General features: G+C 63.4%; 21 protein-coding genes. 13 read left to right on the top strand and 8 right to left on the bottom strand.

Annotation, left to right across the window (positions count from 1 at the left end; all coding sequences use genetic code 11):
- On the bottom strand, positions 1 to 395 hold a 395-nt coding region (locus VZ95_RS00560; protein WP_045774155.1), incomplete at its 3' end, for a bleomycin resistance protein.
- Between the two features lie 3 nt (positions 396 to 398).
- Positions 399 to 1,331 (bottom strand): 2-hydroxyacid dehydrogenase, encoded by a 933-nt coding sequence (locus VZ95_RS00565; protein WP_045774156.1) that lies wholly within the window; start codon positions 1,329 to 1,331, stop codon positions 399 to 401.
- A gap of 230 nt (positions 1,332 to 1,561) precedes the next feature.
- Here VZ95_RS00565 and VZ95_RS00570 point away from each other — a divergent pair, with 230 nt between their 5' ends.
- Positions 1,562 to 2,599 carry a metallophosphoesterase family protein gene (locus tag VZ95_RS00570; RefSeq protein ID WP_045774157.1) on the top strand — a complete coding sequence of 346 codons (1,038 nt, stop codon included), beginning with the start codon at positions 1,562 to 1,564 and terminating at the stop codon, positions 2,597 to 2,599.
- 24 nt (positions 2,600 to 2,623) lie between these two features.
- Entirely contained in the window at positions 2,624 to 3,997 is a 1,374-nt protein-coding gene (locus tag VZ95_RS00575) for a protein adenylyltransferase SelO (protein WP_045774158.1), read from the top strand.
- Here the strand turns inward: VZ95_RS00575 and VZ95_RS00580 are convergent.
- Positions 3,989 to 4,456 carry an Lrp/AsnC family transcriptional regulator gene (locus VZ95_RS00580; protein ID WP_045774165.1) on the bottom strand — a complete coding sequence of 156 codons (468 nt, stop codon included), beginning with the start codon at positions 4,454 to 4,456 and terminating at the stop codon, positions 3,989 to 3,991. The genes VZ95_RS00575 and VZ95_RS00580 overlap by 9 nt on opposite strands.
- Positions 4,457 to 4,563: 107 nt before the next feature.
- On the opposite strand from VZ95_RS00580, the gene VZ95_RS00585 reads away from it, so the two are divergent.
- Complete coding sequence (locus VZ95_RS00585) at positions 4,564 to 5,454, top strand: DMT family transporter (protein ID WP_045774159.1); 891 nt, start codon at positions 4,564 to 4,566, stop codon at positions 5,452 to 5,454.
- A 24-nt stretch (positions 5,455 to 5,478) separates the two neighbouring features.
- Complete coding sequence (locus VZ95_RS00590; RefSeq protein ID WP_045774160.1) at positions 5,479 to 5,952, top strand: YbaK/EbsC family protein; 474 nt, start codon at positions 5,479 to 5,481, stop codon at positions 5,950 to 5,952.
- Here the strand turns inward: VZ95_RS00590 and VZ95_RS00595 are convergent.
- Both VZ95_RS00595 and VZ95_RS00600 read right to left on the bottom strand, forming a co-directional pair.
- Entirely contained in the window at positions 5,949 to 6,992 is a 1,044-nt protein-coding gene (locus tag VZ95_RS00595) for an NADP(H)-dependent aldo-keto reductase (RefSeq protein ID WP_045774161.1), read from the bottom strand. The two genes, VZ95_RS00590 and VZ95_RS00595, sit on opposite strands and share 4 nt — an antisense overlap.
- Positions 6,993 to 7,019: 27 nt before the next feature.
- Complete coding sequence (locus VZ95_RS00600) at positions 7,020 to 7,460, bottom strand: arylesterase (RefSeq protein ID WP_332307960.1); 441 nt, start codon at positions 7,458 to 7,460, stop codon at positions 7,020 to 7,022.
- Positions 7,461 to 7,725: 265 nt separating this feature from the next.
- Between VZ95_RS00600 and VZ95_RS00605 the strand changes: the two genes are divergently transcribed.
- Genes VZ95_RS00605 through VZ95_RS26435 form a run of 3 tightly spaced genes read left to right on the top strand, consistent with a single transcriptional unit; the run spans position 7,726 to position 10,924 of the window.
- Positions 7,726 to 8,397 carry an ABC transporter ATP-binding protein gene (locus VZ95_RS00605; protein WP_045774162.1) on the top strand — a complete coding sequence of 224 codons (672 nt, stop codon included), beginning with the start codon at positions 7,726 to 7,728 and terminating at the stop codon, positions 8,395 to 8,397.
- Positions 8,394 to 9,890 (top strand): ABC transporter permease, encoded by a 1,497-nt coding sequence (locus VZ95_RS26430; RefSeq protein ID WP_232302415.1) that lies wholly within the window; start codon positions 8,394 to 8,396, stop codon positions 9,888 to 9,890. The genes VZ95_RS00605 and VZ95_RS26430 overlap by 4 nt, the downstream gene beginning before the upstream one ends.
- Positions 9,842 to 10,924 carry an ABC transporter permease gene (locus tag VZ95_RS26435; protein ID WP_232302416.1) on the top strand — a complete coding sequence of 361 codons (1,083 nt, stop codon included), beginning with the start codon at positions 9,842 to 9,844 and terminating at the stop codon, positions 10,922 to 10,924. The genes VZ95_RS26430 and VZ95_RS26435 overlap by 49 nt, the downstream gene beginning before the upstream one ends.
- On the opposite strand, the gene VZ95_RS27775 is transcribed toward VZ95_RS26435, so the two are convergent.
- The 3 genes from VZ95_RS27775 to VZ95_RS00620 are packed head-to-tail and all read right to left on the bottom strand — an operon-like array spanning position 10,921 to position 11,725.
- Positions 10,921 to 11,019, bottom strand: a complete 99-nt coding sequence (locus VZ95_RS27775; protein WP_269747030.1) for a helix-turn-helix domain-containing protein — start codon at positions 11,017 to 11,019, stop codon at positions 10,921 to 10,923. The two genes, VZ95_RS26435 and VZ95_RS27775, sit on opposite strands and share 4 nt — an antisense overlap.
- Complete coding sequence (locus VZ95_RS27780; RefSeq protein WP_269747031.1) at positions 10,988 to 11,107, bottom strand: helix-turn-helix domain-containing protein; 120 nt, start codon at positions 11,105 to 11,107, stop codon at positions 10,988 to 10,990. The genes VZ95_RS27775 and VZ95_RS27780 overlap by 32 nt, the downstream gene beginning before the upstream one ends.
- Before the next feature lie 33 nt (positions 11,108 to 11,140).
- Complete coding sequence (locus VZ95_RS00620) at positions 11,141 to 11,725, bottom strand: hypothetical protein (RefSeq protein ID WP_045774163.1); 585 nt, start codon at positions 11,723 to 11,725, stop codon at positions 11,141 to 11,143.
- Between the two features lie 235 nt (positions 11,726 to 11,960).
- Between VZ95_RS00620 and VZ95_RS29565 the strand changes: the two genes are divergently transcribed.
- The 6 genes from VZ95_RS29565 to VZ95_RS00645 all read left to right on the top strand — a co-directional run.
- Positions 11,961 to 12,563 carry a KpsF/GutQ family sugar-phosphate isomerase gene (locus VZ95_RS29565; RefSeq protein WP_456297658.1) on the top strand — a complete coding sequence of 201 codons (603 nt, stop codon included), beginning with the start codon at positions 11,961 to 11,963 and terminating at the stop codon, positions 12,561 to 12,563.
- The gene (locus VZ95_RS29570; protein ID WP_456297659.1) at positions 12,514 to 12,972 is read left to right on the top strand and encodes a CBS domain-containing protein; all 459 of its coding nucleotides are present in this window, start codon (positions 12,514 to 12,516) and stop codon (positions 12,970 to 12,972) included. The genes VZ95_RS29565 and VZ95_RS29570 overlap by 50 nt, the downstream gene beginning before the upstream one ends.
- On the top strand, positions 12,972 to 13,610 hold the full coding sequence (gene lptC, locus VZ95_RS00630; protein ID WP_052711351.1) for an LPS export ABC transporter periplasmic protein LptC: 639 nt from the start codon (positions 12,972 to 12,974) through the stop codon (positions 13,608 to 13,610). Before VZ95_RS29570 ends, lptC begins: the two co-directional genes overlap by 1 nt.
- Complete coding sequence (locus VZ95_RS00635; protein ID WP_052711352.1) at positions 13,607 to 14,458, top strand: LptA/OstA family protein; 852 nt, start codon at positions 13,607 to 13,609, stop codon at positions 14,456 to 14,458. The genes lptC and VZ95_RS00635 overlap by 4 nt, the downstream gene beginning before the upstream one ends.
- A complete protein-coding gene (gene lptB / locus VZ95_RS00640; RefSeq protein ID WP_084627476.1) occupies positions 14,458 to 15,291 on the top strand; it encodes an LPS export ABC transporter ATP-binding protein in 834 nt (277 codons plus the stop codon). The genes VZ95_RS00635 and lptB overlap by 1 nt, the downstream gene beginning before the upstream one ends.
- Before the next feature lie 16 nt (positions 15,292 to 15,307).
- Positions 15,308 to 15,948 (top strand): RNA polymerase factor sigma-54 (locus tag VZ95_RS00645; RefSeq protein WP_045774164.1); only part of this gene is annotated, 641 nt, incomplete at its 3' end.

Consider the following 15,948-nt stretch of genomic DNA (forward strand, 5'->3'; position numbering starts at 1 on the left):
TGAACGAAGCGTAGCAGATAGCCGTCTGGGTCTTGTACGAGCAACTCCATTTGCCCGTGCTCAATGTCGTTTTCGCGGTACCAGGCGGTTTGTGCTTCCTGAAACAGCGGAACCTGAGACGTTGATAAACGCGCCGTGAGGATGGTTAAGTCCTCCACTTCGATTTGAAGATTGATACCGCGACCAAAAGGCTTTTCGAGCAGGGCGGTGCGCCAAGCGTTTTCTTGCTGTTCCAGCATGATCTGCGCCCCATCCCAGTCGAGATAGGCGAACCCGTCTTCGGGGCGGGAGAATCGGCAGGTGAAGCCAAGTGTATCGCAATAGAAAGTCAGACTGGCCGTAAGGTCCGAGCAGGCGAGTTCGGGAACCAATTTGGCCCAGGTTTCGACGGTCATGACTCAATACCCCCGCGCCGGGTCCACGGCCCCCACCATCGGCTCGCCGCGTTCGAGGGCGTCGATATTGACCGCAATCTGGGCAATGGCCGAACCCGGCAGCGTCGCCGCCGAGGCGTGCGGCGTGACGATCACGCGCGGGTGGTGCCAGAAGGGATGATCGGGCGGCAGCGGTTCCTGATGGAACACGTCCAGCAGGGCAAAGCGCAGCGCGCCGGAGTTTAGCCGCTCCAGTAGGGCGGCTTCATCGACCAGCGCGCCGCGCGCGAGATTGATGAGGCTCGCGCCCTCGGGCAGCAGCGCCAAGCGGTCCGCCGACAGCAGGTCGCGCGTTTCCTCAGTTAAGGGCAGCAGCACGATCAGCACGTCGCAGGCGCCTAGGAAGGCGGGGAGGCTGTCCAACCCCGCAAAGGTTTGCACCCCCTCGACGCTCCGAAAACTGCGGGTCCAGCCCGATAGCGGAAACCCAAAGGGCCGTAATCTTTCGATCACACCCAGGCCGAGCGCGCCGAGGCCGAGAAGGCCGATGCGGGTTTCGGCGGGGTCGCAAATGCCAGGATCGGCCCATTCGGCGCGCTTCTGCTGGTCGGCCATTCGGTCGAAGCGGCGATGGACGTGCAGAACCCCATAGAGCGCATATTCAGCCATTTGCGCCGCCATGCCGCCATCGACGATCCGCACGATTGGCACATCTTTGGGGAGGCCGGGATGGGTCAGCAGCGCATCCACGCCCGCGCCGAGGTTGAAGATCGCGCGCAATTCCGTGAGCCCGTCAAAGAAATCCGCCGGGGGTCGCCAGACTAACGCGTAAGGGATTTGCGCCAAGATCGCGGCGTCCGTTTGGCCCCACAGGTGAACCCGCCGCTGCGGCATATGGGCTTGCAGCGCTTTTAACCAGGGGGCGGGGTCGCCGGGGGTTGTGAGCAGCAGGGTCAAATCCCTATCTCCTGAGCGCGTTACGGGGCTTGCATCCAAACCCGATAGAAGAGGATTGGCAAGCCGCCCCGTTTGCGCTACGTATTACGCCTGTGAATCCGAAGTCTTAGCGATTTTAGCTAAAACCTTGAAGTGAGACTGATTATGGTTCCGACACCGAGTGGGATTGATGCGTTGGCAGAGCGTCTTGTCGAGCTGGCATCGCCGCCGCGCGAAGATGAGTATCGCTATTGGCGGATCAGCCTCGGCACGGGCTGGGGATTACCATCGGGCTCGGTATTGCCCTCGGTCTGCTGATGCCGCTGGCGCTGGGCAAGGCTGCACGCGCCGATACGAATTTGACCCTGCTGTTCAGCGGCGATGTTGCCTCGCGCATGGAGCCGTCGAAGGCCGATGGCACCACCTGCACATTGGAAGAGCGTACCACCGATGCCTGCCTGGGCGGGCTGGCGCGGCTCGCCGGGCAAGCCAATCTGGAGCGGGCGCGGGCCGGAACCGTGTTGTTGCTGAATGCGGGCGGCCAGTTCGGTGGCACCGCCTTTTGGAACCAGCATAAGCAGGATGTGCTGGCCGACCTGATGAACCGCGCGCGTTTCGATGCGATGGCGGCGGGCGCGGCAGAATTCTCCGAAGGCTCGGAAGTCTTGGGAAAATTCATCCGCACGGCGCAGTTCCCGATTTTGGGCGCGAATATCAGCACCGACCGCGACCCTTATTTGAAGGATCAGATCTACCCGATGCTCTCGACCGACCGGGGCGCGCACCGCCTGGGCCTGCTCGGCATCGCCGATTTGAATGCCACCCAGAAAGCCAAGAGCAGTTCGGGCGTGCTCGTCTCGCCGATTGAGGCGAAAGCGCCGTTCTGGCTGAAGCAATTGGGCTTCATGGGGACGAAAACCGTCGTCGCCGTCTCCTCGGCGGGCGTCGAAAAAGATAAGGATATCGCCGCCCGTATTGCTGGAATCGATGTGATTATCGGGGTTTCAGGCAAGGGGGCACAGGCTGGGGCACCGCCCGCCGGGGCGCCGCAGGTGGTGACCGGCCCGGCGGGCAAGCCCGTGCTGCTGGTACAAGGCGCGTCCTTCGGCCATTACCTCGGCAAGCTGTCGGTGGTTTTCGATAAAGACGGCCACCCGAAGAGCTGGAAGGGCGACCAGATTCGCCTCGACCGCACCGTGCCGGAAGATCCCGATATCCACGCCCAGGTGGAAGCCTATGCCGCCGCCTTGGGCGAGCGTCGCACACAAGTCAGCCAACTGGCTCAGTAAAGCCCAACGGAAAGCCCGAACCGCGTGCCGCCCTCCGCTGCCTATCGCCCCAGCCGGTCTCACGCTGCGCTGGGGGAGGCTTTTTATGACCCCGTTCCAGCGGCGGTCTTCCCGAAGCATATTTTGCGCTGGCGCAATCAACGCGCGGCGGAAACGGTCGGGCTTGGCGGGCTGACCGATGCGGAATGGACCCAGCATTTCGGGCAGTTCGCGCCGCTGCCAGGGAGCTTCGAAGCCTCGCTAGCCCTGCGCTATCACGGCCATCAGTTCCGCCATTACAACCCCGATTTGGGCGATGGGCGCGGCTTTCTGTTCGCCCAACTTTATGATGCCGAGGGCCGCTTGCTCGACCTTGGCACCAAGGGCAGTGGCCGCACGCCTTATTCGCGCGCGGGCGATGGGCGGCTGACGCTCAAAGGCGGTGTGCGCGAGATTCTGGCGACGGAATTGCTGGAAGCGCGCGGGGTAAACACGTCCAAAAGCTTCAGCCTGATCGAAACCGGCGAGGCCCTGCACCGGGGCGACGAGCCGAGCCCGACGCGATCCTCGGTCCTCGTCCGCCTGAGCCATTCCCACATCCGCATCGGCACGTTTCAGCGCTTGGCCTACTTGGGGCAGACCGAGGCCATCGGGCGCTTGATCGAGTATGCGCTTGCGACCTATTGGCCGCAGGTGGCCCCCGGCCCGGTGCCCGCGCTCACGCTTCTGGCCGAAGTCATGGCCGGGGTCGCCAAGATGGGCGCGCAGTGGATGGCGGCGGGCTTTGTTCACGGCGTGCTCAATACCGATAATATCAATATCACCGGCGAGAGTTTCGATTACGGCCCGTGGCGGTTTTTGAAAACCTACGATCCGCGTTTTACGGCGGCTTATTTCGATGAAAGCGGCCTCTACGCCTATGGTCGCCAGCCCAGCACTTTGCTGTGGAACCTGGAACGCCTCGCCGAATGCCTGATGGATTTCGCCCCGGAAGCCGATTTGGTGGCGCAGTTGGAGCGGTTCCAGGATCTCTTTCGCCCGGCCTTACGCGCCGCCTGGTTCAAACGGTTGGGCCTGCTGCCGGGTGATCTCGACGCCGATCTCGCCTTTCTTTCGAGCCTCTATCAGTTTTTGCTCGATAGCGGCGCGGGCTTCGAGCAAACAATCTTCGATTGGGTGGGGGGCGATGCGTCCCGCGCGGCGGCCAGCCCGCAGCGCGCGCTCTATGAACGGCCCGACTTCGCCCCGATACGGCTCGGTCTCGAAACGTGCGCCGATCCCGCAGCAGTGTTGCCCCTCGGTGACGGGCCGGTCGATCTGCCGATTGAGGACGTAGAAGCCTTGTGGGCTCCCATCGCCGCATTCGACGATTGGTCGGCGTTTGAGGCTAAGATTGCGGCGATTCGCGCGTTAGCCTAACGGCGGCAGCCGCCTCGGCACCGGCGATGCTTTGATGATGGCGCTATTGGTTTCAGCGCGCTCGCTGAAGCTCTCCAGAATGTGATCCAAGTCTTCGATGTCGCGCAGCACGATGCGGACGATGAAACAATCGTCGCCGGTCACCTTATCGCACTCGATCACGGCAGGCTCGTCTTCGAGCAAGCGCTGGACCCAGTGCAACTGCCCCGGCAAGGGTTTGACGCGCACGATGGCCTGAAGGCGATACCCCAGGGCTTTGAGGTCGAGATCGACCGTATAGCCCCGCAGCAAACCGCTGCTCTCCAGCCGCCGCAACCGTTCGGAGACGGACGGGGCCGAGAGGCCGACCGACTGCGCCAGAGCACTCACCGGCTGACGGGCATTCTCGGCAAGCGCCCGGATCAGCGCGGTATCGACCGCATCAAGCGCGCTTGATAGAGGCGAAGGCAATTTCATCATTTTTCCTTCGATAAAAAGGTAATAGTCGAATTTATCCTTTTTCATTCCATAGAAGCCAGTCCTTCTGCTTGGCATTCTAGAGGCATCGCTTTTGCCCTAAGGAGGGAATGATGATGCAGGAGATCGACCGGCGCGGCGTAACCGAAATGGTTGCCGCGATGCTCATTTCGGGAACGATTGGATGGCTGGTGCTCGTTTCCGGGCAAGACCCGGTGACAGTGGTGTTTTTTCGCTGCTTGATCGGTGCGCTCGTCTTAAGCTTGCTGGCGCGCCGTCTGCCGCCGACGCTCTGGACCCAGCGGACGCTGATTCTGGCGATGATCGGGGGGCTTGCGCTGGTCGGCAATTGGCTGCTGCTCTTTGCCTCCTTCAGTCGGGCTTCGATTTCGATGGCGACCGCCGCCTATAATGTGCAGCCGTTCATTTTGGTGGCGCTCGCGGCGCTGGTACGGCGGGAGGCTTTGCCGCTGTGGAAGTTCGTCTGGCTGTCGGTCGCCTTCGGCGGGTTGCTGTTGGTGGTGCAGGTGGAGCCGGACGTGTTGCTGGAGCCGGGGGCCTATCTTACCGGCATCGCTTTGGCGCTTGGCGCGGCGTTTCTCTATGCCGTCTTCAGTCTGATTACCAAGCAACTCACGGGGATCGCGCCGCAGCGACTCGCCCGGTTGCAACTGGTGATCGGCACGGTGATTTTGGCACCGATGCTCTCTTGGCACAGCTTGCCGACCGCGCCGCAAACCTGGGGGGTTCTGATCGTCCTTGGCGTGGTTCATACCGGGTTGATGTACGCGCTGCTCTATAGTGCGCTGCAACGGCTGCCGACCAGCCTGACCGCTGCGCTCTCCTTCATCTATCCAATTGCCGCCATTCTGGTCGATTATTGGGCTTTCGGGCAAAAGTTGCACCCAAGCCAACTCATCGGCGGCGCGCTGATTCTGACGGCGGTGGCGGGCGTATCCTTCGGGTGGTCTTTTAAGAAGCGACTCCCTCTTGAGGCGTGAGCGGAGTTTGCTACACTCCTTGGCATGAAACCCGCGACAGCCCCCACGGCCCTGCGCGTCCAAGCGTTGCTCGGCCCCGATTTCACCGTTTATGAGTTCGATCGGCCGACGCGCACGGCCCAAGAAGCGGCCGACGCTTTGGGCTGTGCGGTGGCGGCGATTGCCAAATCGGTGATTTTCAATGCCCCCGACTCGGACCGCTCGGTGCTGGTCGTCACCTCCGGCAGCAACCGTGTCGATGAAGCGAAGGTGGAAGCCGTCATTGGTGAACGCCTGGTCCGCGCCGATGCCGCCTTCGTGCGCGAGCGCACCGGCTATGCCATCGGCGGCGTTTCCCCGGTCGGCCACGCCGTGCCGGGGATTGTGCTGATCGATCAAGATTTAATGGATCTGCCCGAGTTCTGGGCGGCAGCGGGCACGCCGACCAGCATTTTCCGCCTGACGCCGGACGATCTGGTGCGATTGACCGGCGGGCAGGTGGCGGAGGTTAAGCTTTAGGGGCAGGGGTACGGGTGAACCTGATGGGCTTCCTCGATTTCGGCCAGAACCTCGGCACTTAACGTTACCTCCGCACTGCGGATATTGGCGTCCAACTGTTCAAGATTGGTCGCGCCGATGATATTGCTGGTCACGAACGGGCGGTTGTTCACATAGGCCAACGCCATTTGCGCCGGGTCGAGCCCATGACGGCGCGCGATCTCCACATAGAGTTTCGCGGCGGGTTCGGCCTGCGGGGTGAAATAGCGGGTGAAGCGGTCGAACAGCGTCAGCCGTGCGCCTGCGGGGCGCGCCCCGTCGAAATATTTCCCCATCAGCACGCCCATCGCGAGCGGTGAATAGGCGAGCAAGCCGACCTCTTCCCGAAGGGCCATTTCCGCCAAGCCGACTTCGAAGGAGCGGTTCAGCAGACTATAGGGGTTCTGAATCGAGACCACGCGGGGCAGATTAAGGTTTTCTGCCGCGCGCAGAAACTCCATCACGCCCCAGGGGGTTTCGTTGGACAGCCCGAGCGCGCGCACCTTGCCCGCTTTCACCAGATCGGCGAGGGCGGCCAGGGTTTCTTCGATCGGCACGGCATCGGGCGATTCGGTATGCACATAGCCCAATTGGCCGAACATATTCGTCGCCCGGTCGGGCCAATGGATTTGATAGAGATCGACGTAATCGGTTTGCAGGCGCGTGAGGCTATCGTTAATCGCAGCTTCGATATTGGCGCGGTCGAGCTTGCGGCCCTCACCGCGCACGTGCGGCATACCGCGCCCGCCACCCGCGACCTTGGTCGCCAAGATGATTTTAGCGCGCAGGCTGGGGCGTTTCGCCAGCCACGTGCCGATATAGGCTTCGGTCCGCCCTTGGGTTTCGGGGCGCGGCGGCACCGGGTACATTTCCGCCGTATCGATGAAGTTCACGCCCCGGTCGAGCGCGAAATCGAGCTGGGCATGGGCCTCGGCTTCGGTGTTCTGTTCACCCCAGGTCATCGTGCCAAGGCAAATTAGGCTCACCTGCATATCGGTGCGCCCTAAGCGTCGCAGTTCCATAAATGCCTCGTTGCTAAATCGAAATAATCAGGATTGGGCCAAAAGGCTCAAAACGGCGGGTAAAATACGGTCGATAACAGTGTTTACGCCCGCTTCATTCGGGTGAATCCCGTCCGCTTGGTTAAGCTGAGGATTGGCGGCCACCCCGTCAAGAAAGAATGGATAAAAAGCGACCTTGTGCCGCTCCGCTAGCCGCGCGAACACCCCATCGAAGGCCTGCGTATAGGCGCTGCCGAAGTTGGGCGGCGCGCGCATCCCAGCGAGCAGCACTTTGACGTTTGCTGCCTTTAGCTTCAGCAGAATGCCATCGAGATTGGCTTCCATCTGCTTAGGGTCCAGCCCGCGCAGCCCATCATTGCCGCCGAATTCAACAATGGCATGGGTGGGTTTGTCGGCCAGCATCCAATCGAGCCGCGCCAAACCGCCCGCGCTGGTATCGCCCGAAACGCCCCCGTTGAGAACGGTCACAGGCAGGCCTTTGGCCTGTAAGGCCGCTTCCAGCTTCGCCGTAAACCCGGCGCGGGCGGCAGCCCATAGCCTGCCGTGAGGCTATCGCCAAAGGCCAGTAGGCGGATGGGTTGGGTTTGGGCCTGGGCCAGCGGGGCTTCCAAAAACCGAAAGGCAGGCGAGCATTGTTAAGAAACCGCGCCGCCCCTGTTGCGTGGCCTCGGTTTTGCCCCATTTGTAAGGCTCGTTACTGGTTTTCATCTCTGGCCCTAGAGTGTGCTCGCCCATGATTCAACTCCGCAATGTTCAGGTGAAGCTGGCGAGTGCTGCCGGTGAGGTCAATATCCTGCGCGGGGTCGATCTCGCGATTGCACCGGGGGAGAGCGTCGGCATTGTCGGCCCCTCCGGCGCGGGCAAGTCCACGCTGATGATGGTCGTCGGCGGCTTGGAGCGGGCGAGCGGCGGTGAAACGGTGGTTGCGGGCGTGGAGTTAGGCGGGCTCAGCGAGGATGATCTCGCCCTGTGGCGGCGCGAAACGGTGGGCATCGTCTTCCAAGCCTTCCGCTTAATCCCGACGATGAACGCGCTCGAAAATGTCGCCGTACCGCTGGAGCTTGCGGGCAAGTCGAACGCCTTCGCCCGCGCGCGGGAAGCCTTAGAGCAAGTCGGTCTCGGCCACCGGCTCACCCATTACCCCGATCAACTCTCGGGGGGCGAGCAACAGCGGGTGGCGCTGGCGCGGGCTTTCGTTATTCAGCCGAAACTGCTGATCGCCGACGAGCCGACCGGCAATCTCGACGGCACTACCGGCACGGCGATTATGGACCTGCTGTTCAGCCTGCGCGACCGTTTCGGCACGACGCTGCTGCTCGTCACTCACGATGTCGGCCTCGCCCAGCGCTGCGACCGTATTGTGCGGGTGAAAGACGGTCAGATCGATCTTGGGGAGGCCGCATGAGCCCCGCTCTCACCTTCGCCCTGCGCGAGTTGCGCGGGGGCGTTGCCGGTTTTCGGATTTTCCTCGCCTGCCTGACACTCGGCGTCGCGGTGATTGCCGCCGTCGGCAGCCTGTCGGCGGCGATTGTGGCGGGGTTGGAGCGCGATGCGCGCAGTCTGCTCGGCGGCGATGTGACGCTGCGGCAGGTGCATCGCCCGATCAGCGACGATCAACGGGCTTGGCTTCAGGGCCAGAGCCTGCGGATGACCGACACCCTCGAAATGCGTGCGATGGCGGTGCGGCCCGATGGCGCGCGGCGCTCGCTGGCGCAGTTGAAGGCCGTGGATGAGGGGTATCCCCTGCTGGGGGCGGTGGAAACCAACCCCAAAACCCCACTCCCGGCACTTCTGGCGGCGCAGGATGGTGTGCCGGGTGCGGTGGTGGAAGAGGTGCTGCTCAGCCGCCTCGGCCTCCAGATCGGCGATCTGCTCCAGATCGGCGAAGGGAAATTCCGCATTGCCGGGGCGCTGCTGAAGGAGCCGGACCGTTCGGCGGGTCCCCTCGATATCGGCCCGCGCGTGCTGATTGCCAATGCCGCGATGCCGCAAACGCAATTGTTGCAACCGGGCAGCCTTGCCGAATTCCATTACAAGCTTTTGCTGAAGCCGGGGATAAGCGCCGCCAGTTTCCGCGCGGCGCTGACGGAGAAATTTCCCGGCGAAGGCTGGCGCGTGCGCGACCCCTCGCAGGCCTCGCCGCAGGTGGAACGCTTCGTCGAGCGGCTGGCGCTGTTTCTCACCCTCGTTGGGCTCACGGCGCTGCTGGTCGGCGGTGTTGGCGTTGGCAATGCCGTGCGCGCCTATCTCGACGGTAAAAGCGTGACGATTGCGACGCTGAAAGCCGTGGGAGCCCCCTCCGGTTTTATCTTCCGGCTCTATCTGATGCTGATTGCCGTGATGGCGGGCGGCGGCACGCTGGTCGGTCTTCTCATCGGGGCGGGCGCGCCCTGGCTCGCGGCGGGCGTGATTGGCGAAATTCTGCCGGTGCCGCTGGCGGTGGGGCTCTACCCGCTGCCGCTGACCCTGGCGGCGGTGTTCGGCCTGTTGACGGCGCTGACCTTCAGCCTGTGGCCGCTCGGGCGGGCGCAGCGCGTGTCGGCAGCGAGCCTGTTCCGCGATGCCGGATCGTCGCGCGGGCAAGCGCCGGGAAAGTGGATTCTGGGCGCGATGCTGCTGTCGGCGGTCCTGCTGGCGGCGCTGGCGATTCTCACGGCGCAGCAACAGCTTCTGGCGACCTGGTTCGTCGGCGGCGCGGTGGCGAGCTTCGGCGTCTTCCGGTTGGCGGCGGACGGGCTGAAGTGGATCGCGCGGCGGCTGGCCTCGGCGCGTTGGGCGGGGGGGCGCAACCCGAAACTGCGCCTCGCGCTCGCCAATATCGACCGGCCCGGCGCGCGACGGGGAGCGTCGTGCTCTCGCTCGGCCTCGGGCTCGCGGTGCTGGTCACGGTCGCCTTGATCGAAGGGAACCTCAATCGGCAGGTGGTGGAGCGGCTGCCCGATCAGGCCCCGGCGTTTTTCTTCATCGATATTCCCTCCACTCAAACCGCGCAGTTCGACGCGCTGGCGCTCAGCATTCCCGGCGCGTCGGAGTTGCAGCGCGTGCCCTCGCTGCGCGGGCGCATTACCGGCATCAACGGCACACCCGTGGAGAAAGCCGTGATCGACCCAGAGGTTTCTTGGGCCGTCGATAGCGACCGGGGGCTGACCTATGCCGCCACGCCGCCCGACGGCAGCCAGATCGTTGCGGGCGACTGGTGGGCCGCCGACTATCGTGGGCCGCTGCTGGTCTCGCTCGATGCGCGGCTGGCGGAGGGTTTCGGCGTTAAGATCGGCGATAGGCTGACGGTGAACGTGCTCGGGCGCAATCTCGACGCGACAATCGCCAATCTGCGGCGAATTCAGTGGGAGAGTTTCAATCTCAACTTCGTGCTGATTTTCTCTCCCGGTCTGCTCGATTCCGCCCCGCACACTCATCTTGCTACCATTCACGTACCGCCGGGGGGCGAGGAGGCGATGTTGCGGCAGGTGGGCGACGCGTTTCCCAGCGTTTCCGCCGTGCGCGTGCGCGAGACCTTGGAAACCGTGACCGGCATTCTTGCGGCCATTGGCGCGGCGGCACGCGCCGTGACTGGCTTGACCTTGGTGGTCGGAACCCTGGTGCTGGCCGGGGCGGTGATCGCCGGGCACCATCGCCGCGTCTATGACGCCATCGTGCTGAAAGTGCTGGGCGCCACTCGGCGCGATTTGCTGGCGGCCTATGCGCTGGAATATGGGGTGCTGGGCCTCGCCACGGCCCTGATCGCTATTGCCATCGGTACGCTGGCGAGCTGGGGCGTGGTGACGTTTCTGATGCGGGCCGACTGGGTGTTTCTGCTGCTCCCCGTGGCGGGGGTCACGCTGCTCAGCCTTGGCATTACCCTGGTGCTGGGGTTTGCCGGAACCTGGATCGCGCTCGGGCAGAAGGCGGCACTGCTGCTGCGGCAGGGCTAGTCAGTATCGTCGGGGATTTGCGCGAGCAAATCCCCCGGCTGGCAGTTCAGCAGCGTGCAGAGCTTATCGAGCGTGCCGAAGCGGATGCCCTTCACATGGCCGTTTTTTCAGCAGAGAAAAATTGGCCTCGGTAATCCCGAGCGCTTCGGCGAGGTCTTTCGACTTCAGCTTTTTTTCGACCATTAGCCGGTCGAGATGAACGCGGATCGCCACGGGTTAGACGATGCCGCGCGCGTCTTCGGCTACGGCGACGATCCGCTGTGCAATCGCCGCCAGCGCGATAACGGCGACGCCGATCAGCGCAAAGCCGAGATCATCCGAACTGAAGGCGAGCGTGGTGGCGCGTTGAACGCTGGGCGTGCCGACCCCGGCCAGATAATCCGTAATCAGCGCCGTCAACGCCATGCCGGCCAGCGGTCGGCTAACGAGGGTCAGCACCAGCGCCCAGCCGATTCGATGAAGGCGCGGCGGCAGGGCGGGCGATAAACCTTCACCCGCCGCCATGAGCCTTGCCAGAACCGCGCCTTCCGCCAGCGCCCATAGAAACGGGGCGGCACTGAGTAGGAGAATCGTAAACAGGCCCCCCCGTCGCCATAGGGGCAGATCGGCCAATGCGGCTTGCACGGCGGGCGTGCTGGGCACGAGCGGCGCGATGTGCGGATGGTTCAGCAGAAAATTCGGCAACTCGAAACTGACCAGGGCGACGATGGCAAAGAGGAAGGCGACGCAGCCCCAGATCACCCAACGCGCGCGGCGGCCGACCCGCGCCATAATTGCAAGGCTATCGTCAATCGCACTCATCGCATCCTCCTGGGTTGAGGTTTCTGTTTAGCAGAATTTTCTTATCGTAAAACAGAAAAATTTACCCCTCTTATCCCGGTTGCGACCTTTGGTGATTTTGTGGGCAATTGACCTTTCCGGCGGGGGCGGCGCATAGTGCAGTTGCGCGGATGGCTGCGCGTCATGCAAAAGCGCGGCCACGCCTTTAAAACCAGGGCTTTGCGCCCCATCTAGCAGGCTTTATGCCGGAAAAACCGTGACGAACCTTTCCCCTCTCGATCTTATGGCGCACACGGCGGCGTCTTCCTCGGTTTCCGATCATGCGGTGGCGCAGCGGGTGTTCGCGCTGGCGGCGGAGGGGTTGCAGACCCTGATCGACGGGCTGAGCGGCCCTTTGGGCGACCGTCTGGTCGCGGCGGTCGATTGCTTGGAGCGGGCCTCGGGCCGGATTATCGTGACCGGCATGGGCAAGAGCGGCCATATCGGGCGAAAGATTGCAGCCACTTTGGCCTCGACTGGCGCGCCGGCGTTTTTCGTCCATCCCGGCGAAGCTAGCCACGGCGATCTTGGCATGATTACCCGCGACGATGTGGTGCTGGCGCTGTCCAACTCCGGCGAAACCCACGAGCTTTTGGATATTCTCGCCTATACGCGCCGGTTTCAGATTCCCCTGGTGGCGATCACTCGGCAGGACGCCAGCACCTTGGGCGAATCCGCCGATGTGGTGCTGCCGCTGCCCAATACGGCGGAAGCCTGCCCGAACGGCCTCGCGCCGACGACCTCCACCACCCTGGCGCTGGCGCTGGGTGATGCGCTGGCGGTGGCGCTGCTGGAGCGGCGGAATTTTTTCGGCCCATGATTTCAAAACTTACCATCCCGGCGGCGCGCTGGGGCGCAAAGTGCAGCGCGTCGCCGATCTGATGCACAGCGGCGAGGCGGTACCCTTGGTCGGGCCGGACACCAGCCTGCGCACGGCGATTCTCGAAATGACCTCCAAACGCTTCGGCTGTACCGGCGTGATCGATGCGGAGGGGCGTTTGCTGGGAATCGTCACCGATGGCGATTTGCGCCGCCATATCGAGACGATCGATGCGCCCGTCGGCGATTTGATGACCCGCAACCCCGTTACCATCCGCCCGCAGGCGTTGGCGGCGGAAGCGGTGGCGATTCTGAACAGCAAGGCCATTACCAGCCTGTTCGTGTTGGAGAATCAAAAGCCAGTGGGGCTTATTCATATTCACGATTGCTTGCGCGCGGGGGTTCATTGATGGCCGCCGCCGTTTCCGTTCGGCGGGTTCAAGCGCGCTCGCGCTGGGTGGCGGCGGCGCGGTTGATGCTGCCCGCCTTGGCGCTGACCTTGCTGGGGGTGCTGCTAGCTTGGCCGAGCCTCTTTCCCGACGAAAAGCGCTTTCGGCTCTCAAAACTCCCCGTTACGCGCGAGGAAGAGGCGACCGTGCGGATGATGAACCCGCGCTTCGTTGGCACCGACGAGCAGCAGCGCCCCTATACGGTGACGGCGACCGAGGCAACCCAGCTCGCTATCCCCGGCGCGGTCACGCGCGATTCGCAGATTCTGTTGACCCGGCCGAAGGCTGATCTGACGGGCGCTAAGGGCGATTGGGTTCAGCTTTCCGCCCACGAGGGCCGTTACGATAAGGAACATGGCTTGCTGACCCTCAGCGGGGCCGTCACTCTGTTTCACGATAGCGGCTATGAAATGCACACCGAACAGTCGCAGGTCGATCTAACCCGCAAGCGCATCGCCGGCATTCTCCCGGTCACGGGCCAGGGGCCGAGCGGCGATTTAAGCGCCGAAGACGGGTTCGAGATTATCGATAAGGGCCAGCGGATTTTTCTGCTGGGCCGCTCGCGGGTTGTACTGCGCGAGGTTGGGGGCGCGTCGTGAGTTTTCTTCCCATCCTGCGGATCGCAAGCCTTGCCGTTCTTCTCGCCTCGCCAGTGCTGGCGCAACTGCCCTTGGGCGGCGGGAGCAGCAACGGCCCCGTCTCCATCGATGCCGAAAAGGGCATCGAATGGCGGCGCGACGAAAAACTCTATATCGCCACGGGTGGGGCGCGGGTTCAGCGCGGCGGCGTAACGCTGACGGCGGAAACCTTACGCGCCTATTACCGCGAGCTGCCCGATGGGCAAACCCAGATCTCCAAAGTCGAGGCTGAAAAAGACGTGGTGATCGTGACAGCGACCGAGCGCGTCGTTGGCGATAAGGGCGTTTACGATCTCGACCGGCAATTGATGGTCTTAACGGGCACGGGCCTGAAGCTCACCACCCAAACCCAAACGATCACGGCGCGCGACAGTCTCGAATATTGGGACGGGCGCAAAGTGGCCGTGGCGCGCGGCAATGCCGTGGCAATAGAAGCCGACCGGCGGGTGAGTGCCGATGTGCTCACGGCCCATTTGGCGACGGACGCCAGCGGCAAAGCCAATCGGATTTCCAAACTCGATGGCTTCGGCAATCTGGCGATTGCGACATCAAAGGAAGCCGCCTCGTCCGAAAAAGGCGTCTACGATATGGATCGCGAGATTGCCACGCTGCTCGGCACGGTCAAAGTGACCCAGGGCAAGAATCAATTGAACGGCGATTATGCCGAAGTGAATTTGAAAACCGGGGTCAGCCGCATTCTGCGCGGTGCCGCTGCTGGGCGCGATGGCGCGCCGGTGCGCGGCTTGCTGGTTCCCAATGCGACGGAAGCCCCCGCCAATCGGGCCGGTGCGGCTGGAAAGGGACCCTGATGGGCCACGAGAGAGAGACGGGTTCCTGGTGGCAGCGCGTTAGCGGGCGCAGTCCAAGCCCGCGCGACGGCGATGCGACCCTGCCCCCGCCGCGCCTCGTGGCAACCGGCGGCACCGGGCTTGCGGTTCATAGTCTCGGCAAGCGCTATAAGAAGCGCCCCGTGGTGCGGGATGTTTCCCTGTCGCTGGCACGGGGGGAAGCCGTCGGGCTGCTCGGGCCGAATGGGGCGGGGAAAACGACCTGCTTCTATATGATTACCGGGCTCATCCGCGCCGATTCGGGCCGGATTACGCTGGATGGGCACGATATCACCAATCTGCCCATGTACCGCCGTGCGCGGTTAGGGATCGGGTATCTGCCGCAGGAAGCCTCGATTTTTCGCGGCATGAGCGTGGAGCAGAATATTCGCGCCGTGCTGGAAGTGGTGGAGCCGGACCGCGATAAGCGTGAATCCATGTTGGATTCGCTGCTGGCGGAATTCTCCATCGATCATCTGCGCCGCACACCCGCCTTGGCCCTGTCCGGCGGCGAGCGTCGGCGCACCGAAATCGCCCGCGCGCTGGCCTCCCAGCCCGATTTCGTGCTGCTCGACGAGCCCCTGGCCGGGATCGATCCGATTGCCGTGAGCGATATTCGCGACTTAGTGAAGCATCTTAAAGATCGCGGGATCGGTGTGCTGATTACCGACCATAACGTGCGCGAAACGCTCGATATCGTCGACCGCGCTTATATTCTGCACGATGGCGTGGTGCTGATGCACGGCACGCCGCGCGAAATTGTGAGCCATCAGGATGTTCGCCGGGTCTATCTCGGCGACAGTTTCAGTCTGTAAAGGGCGCTCCCGCTTCATGGTTCTGGCTCCCCGTCTCGACTTACGGCAATCGCAATCGCTGGTGATGACGCCGCAGTTGCAGCAGGCGATTAAGCTGCTGCAACTGTCGAACATGGAGCTTTCGGCCTTCGTCGATGCCGAGTTGGAACGCAATCCGCTACTGGAGCGCGAGGAGGTGGCGTCCGAACCGCCGCCCGTGGTGGACGTGCCGCGCGATGCCGTGGAGGCCTTGCGCTCGGAACTACCGCTGCCCGATAGCGACTCGCCGCTCGACACATCCTGGGCCGATTCCGACAGCAGCCCTGGCCGCGTCACCGAGACCGACGGCACCGATCTCGGCATGGTCGAAGCCGGGCTGAGCATGAACGGCGGTAGCGGCGGGTCGGGCGGCAGCAGCCGGGGCGATTTCGATGAGGATATGCGCGGGCTGGAGGAAACGCTCACCGAGCGGCCCACGCTGCGCCAGCATCTCATGGAGCAGGTCGGGCTCACCTTCGCCCACAGCACCGATCGGATGATCGCCGCCGCTCTGGTCGAGGCGATTGACGATGCGGGCTATTTATCCGAACCGCTGCTGGGCTTTGCCGATCAGTTCGGCTGCGACGAAGCGCGCATCGAGGCGGTGCTAAAGCAGGTGCAGCGCTTCGACTACGGGTG

The organism is Elstera litoralis, assembly GCF_000963705.1.
Taxonomy (GTDB): Bacteria; Pseudomonadota; Alphaproteobacteria; order Elsterales; family Elsteraceae; genus Elstera; species Elstera litoralis.

What these genes read in the sequence shown, in the direction of transcription:
- VZ95_RS00580 (WP_045774165.1), bottom strand. Translation starts at nt 4,456, where the DNA reads ATGATGAAATTGCCTTCGCCTCTATCAAGCGCGCTTGATGCGGTCGAT.
- VZ95_RS00585 (WP_045774159.1), top strand. Translation starts at nt 4,564, where the DNA reads ATGATGATGCAGGAGATCGACCGGCGCGGCGTAACCGAAATGGTTGCC.
- VZ95_RS00590 (WP_045774160.1), top strand. Translation starts at nt 5,479, where the DNA reads ATGAAACCCGCGACAGCCCCCACGGCCCTGCGCGTCCAAGCGTTGCTC.
- VZ95_RS00595 (WP_045774161.1), bottom strand. Translation starts at nt 6,992, where the DNA reads ATGGAACTGCGACGCTTAGGGCGCACCGATATGCAGGTGAGCCTAATT.
- VZ95_RS00605 (WP_045774162.1), top strand. Translation starts at nt 7,726, where the DNA reads ATGATTCAACTCCGCAATGTTCAGGTGAAGCTGGCGAGTGCTGCCGGT.
- VZ95_RS26430 (WP_232302415.1), top strand. Translation starts at nt 8,394, where the DNA reads ATGAGCCCCGCTCTCACCTTCGCCCTGCGCGAGTTGCGCGGGGGCGTT.
- VZ95_RS27780 (WP_269747031.1), bottom strand. Translation starts at nt 11,107, where the DNA reads ATGGTCGAAAAAAAGCTGAAGTCGAAAGACCTCGCCGAAGCGCTCGGG.
- VZ95_RS00620 (WP_045774163.1), bottom strand. Translation starts at nt 11,725, where the DNA reads ATGAGTGCGATTGACGATAGCCTTGCAATTATGGCGCGGGTCGGCCGC.
- VZ95_RS29570 (WP_456297659.1), top strand. Translation starts at nt 12,514, where the DNA reads ATGCGCTGGCGGTGGCGCTGCTGGAGCGGCGGAATTTTTTCGGCCCAT.
- lptC (WP_052711351.1), top strand. Translation starts at nt 12,972, where the DNA reads ATGGCCGCCGCCGTTTCCGTTCGGCGGGTTCAAGCGCGCTCGCGCTGG.
- lptB (WP_084627476.1), top strand. Translation starts at nt 14,458, where the DNA reads ATGGGCCACGAGAGAGAGACGGGTTCCTGGTGGCAGCGCGTTAGCGGG.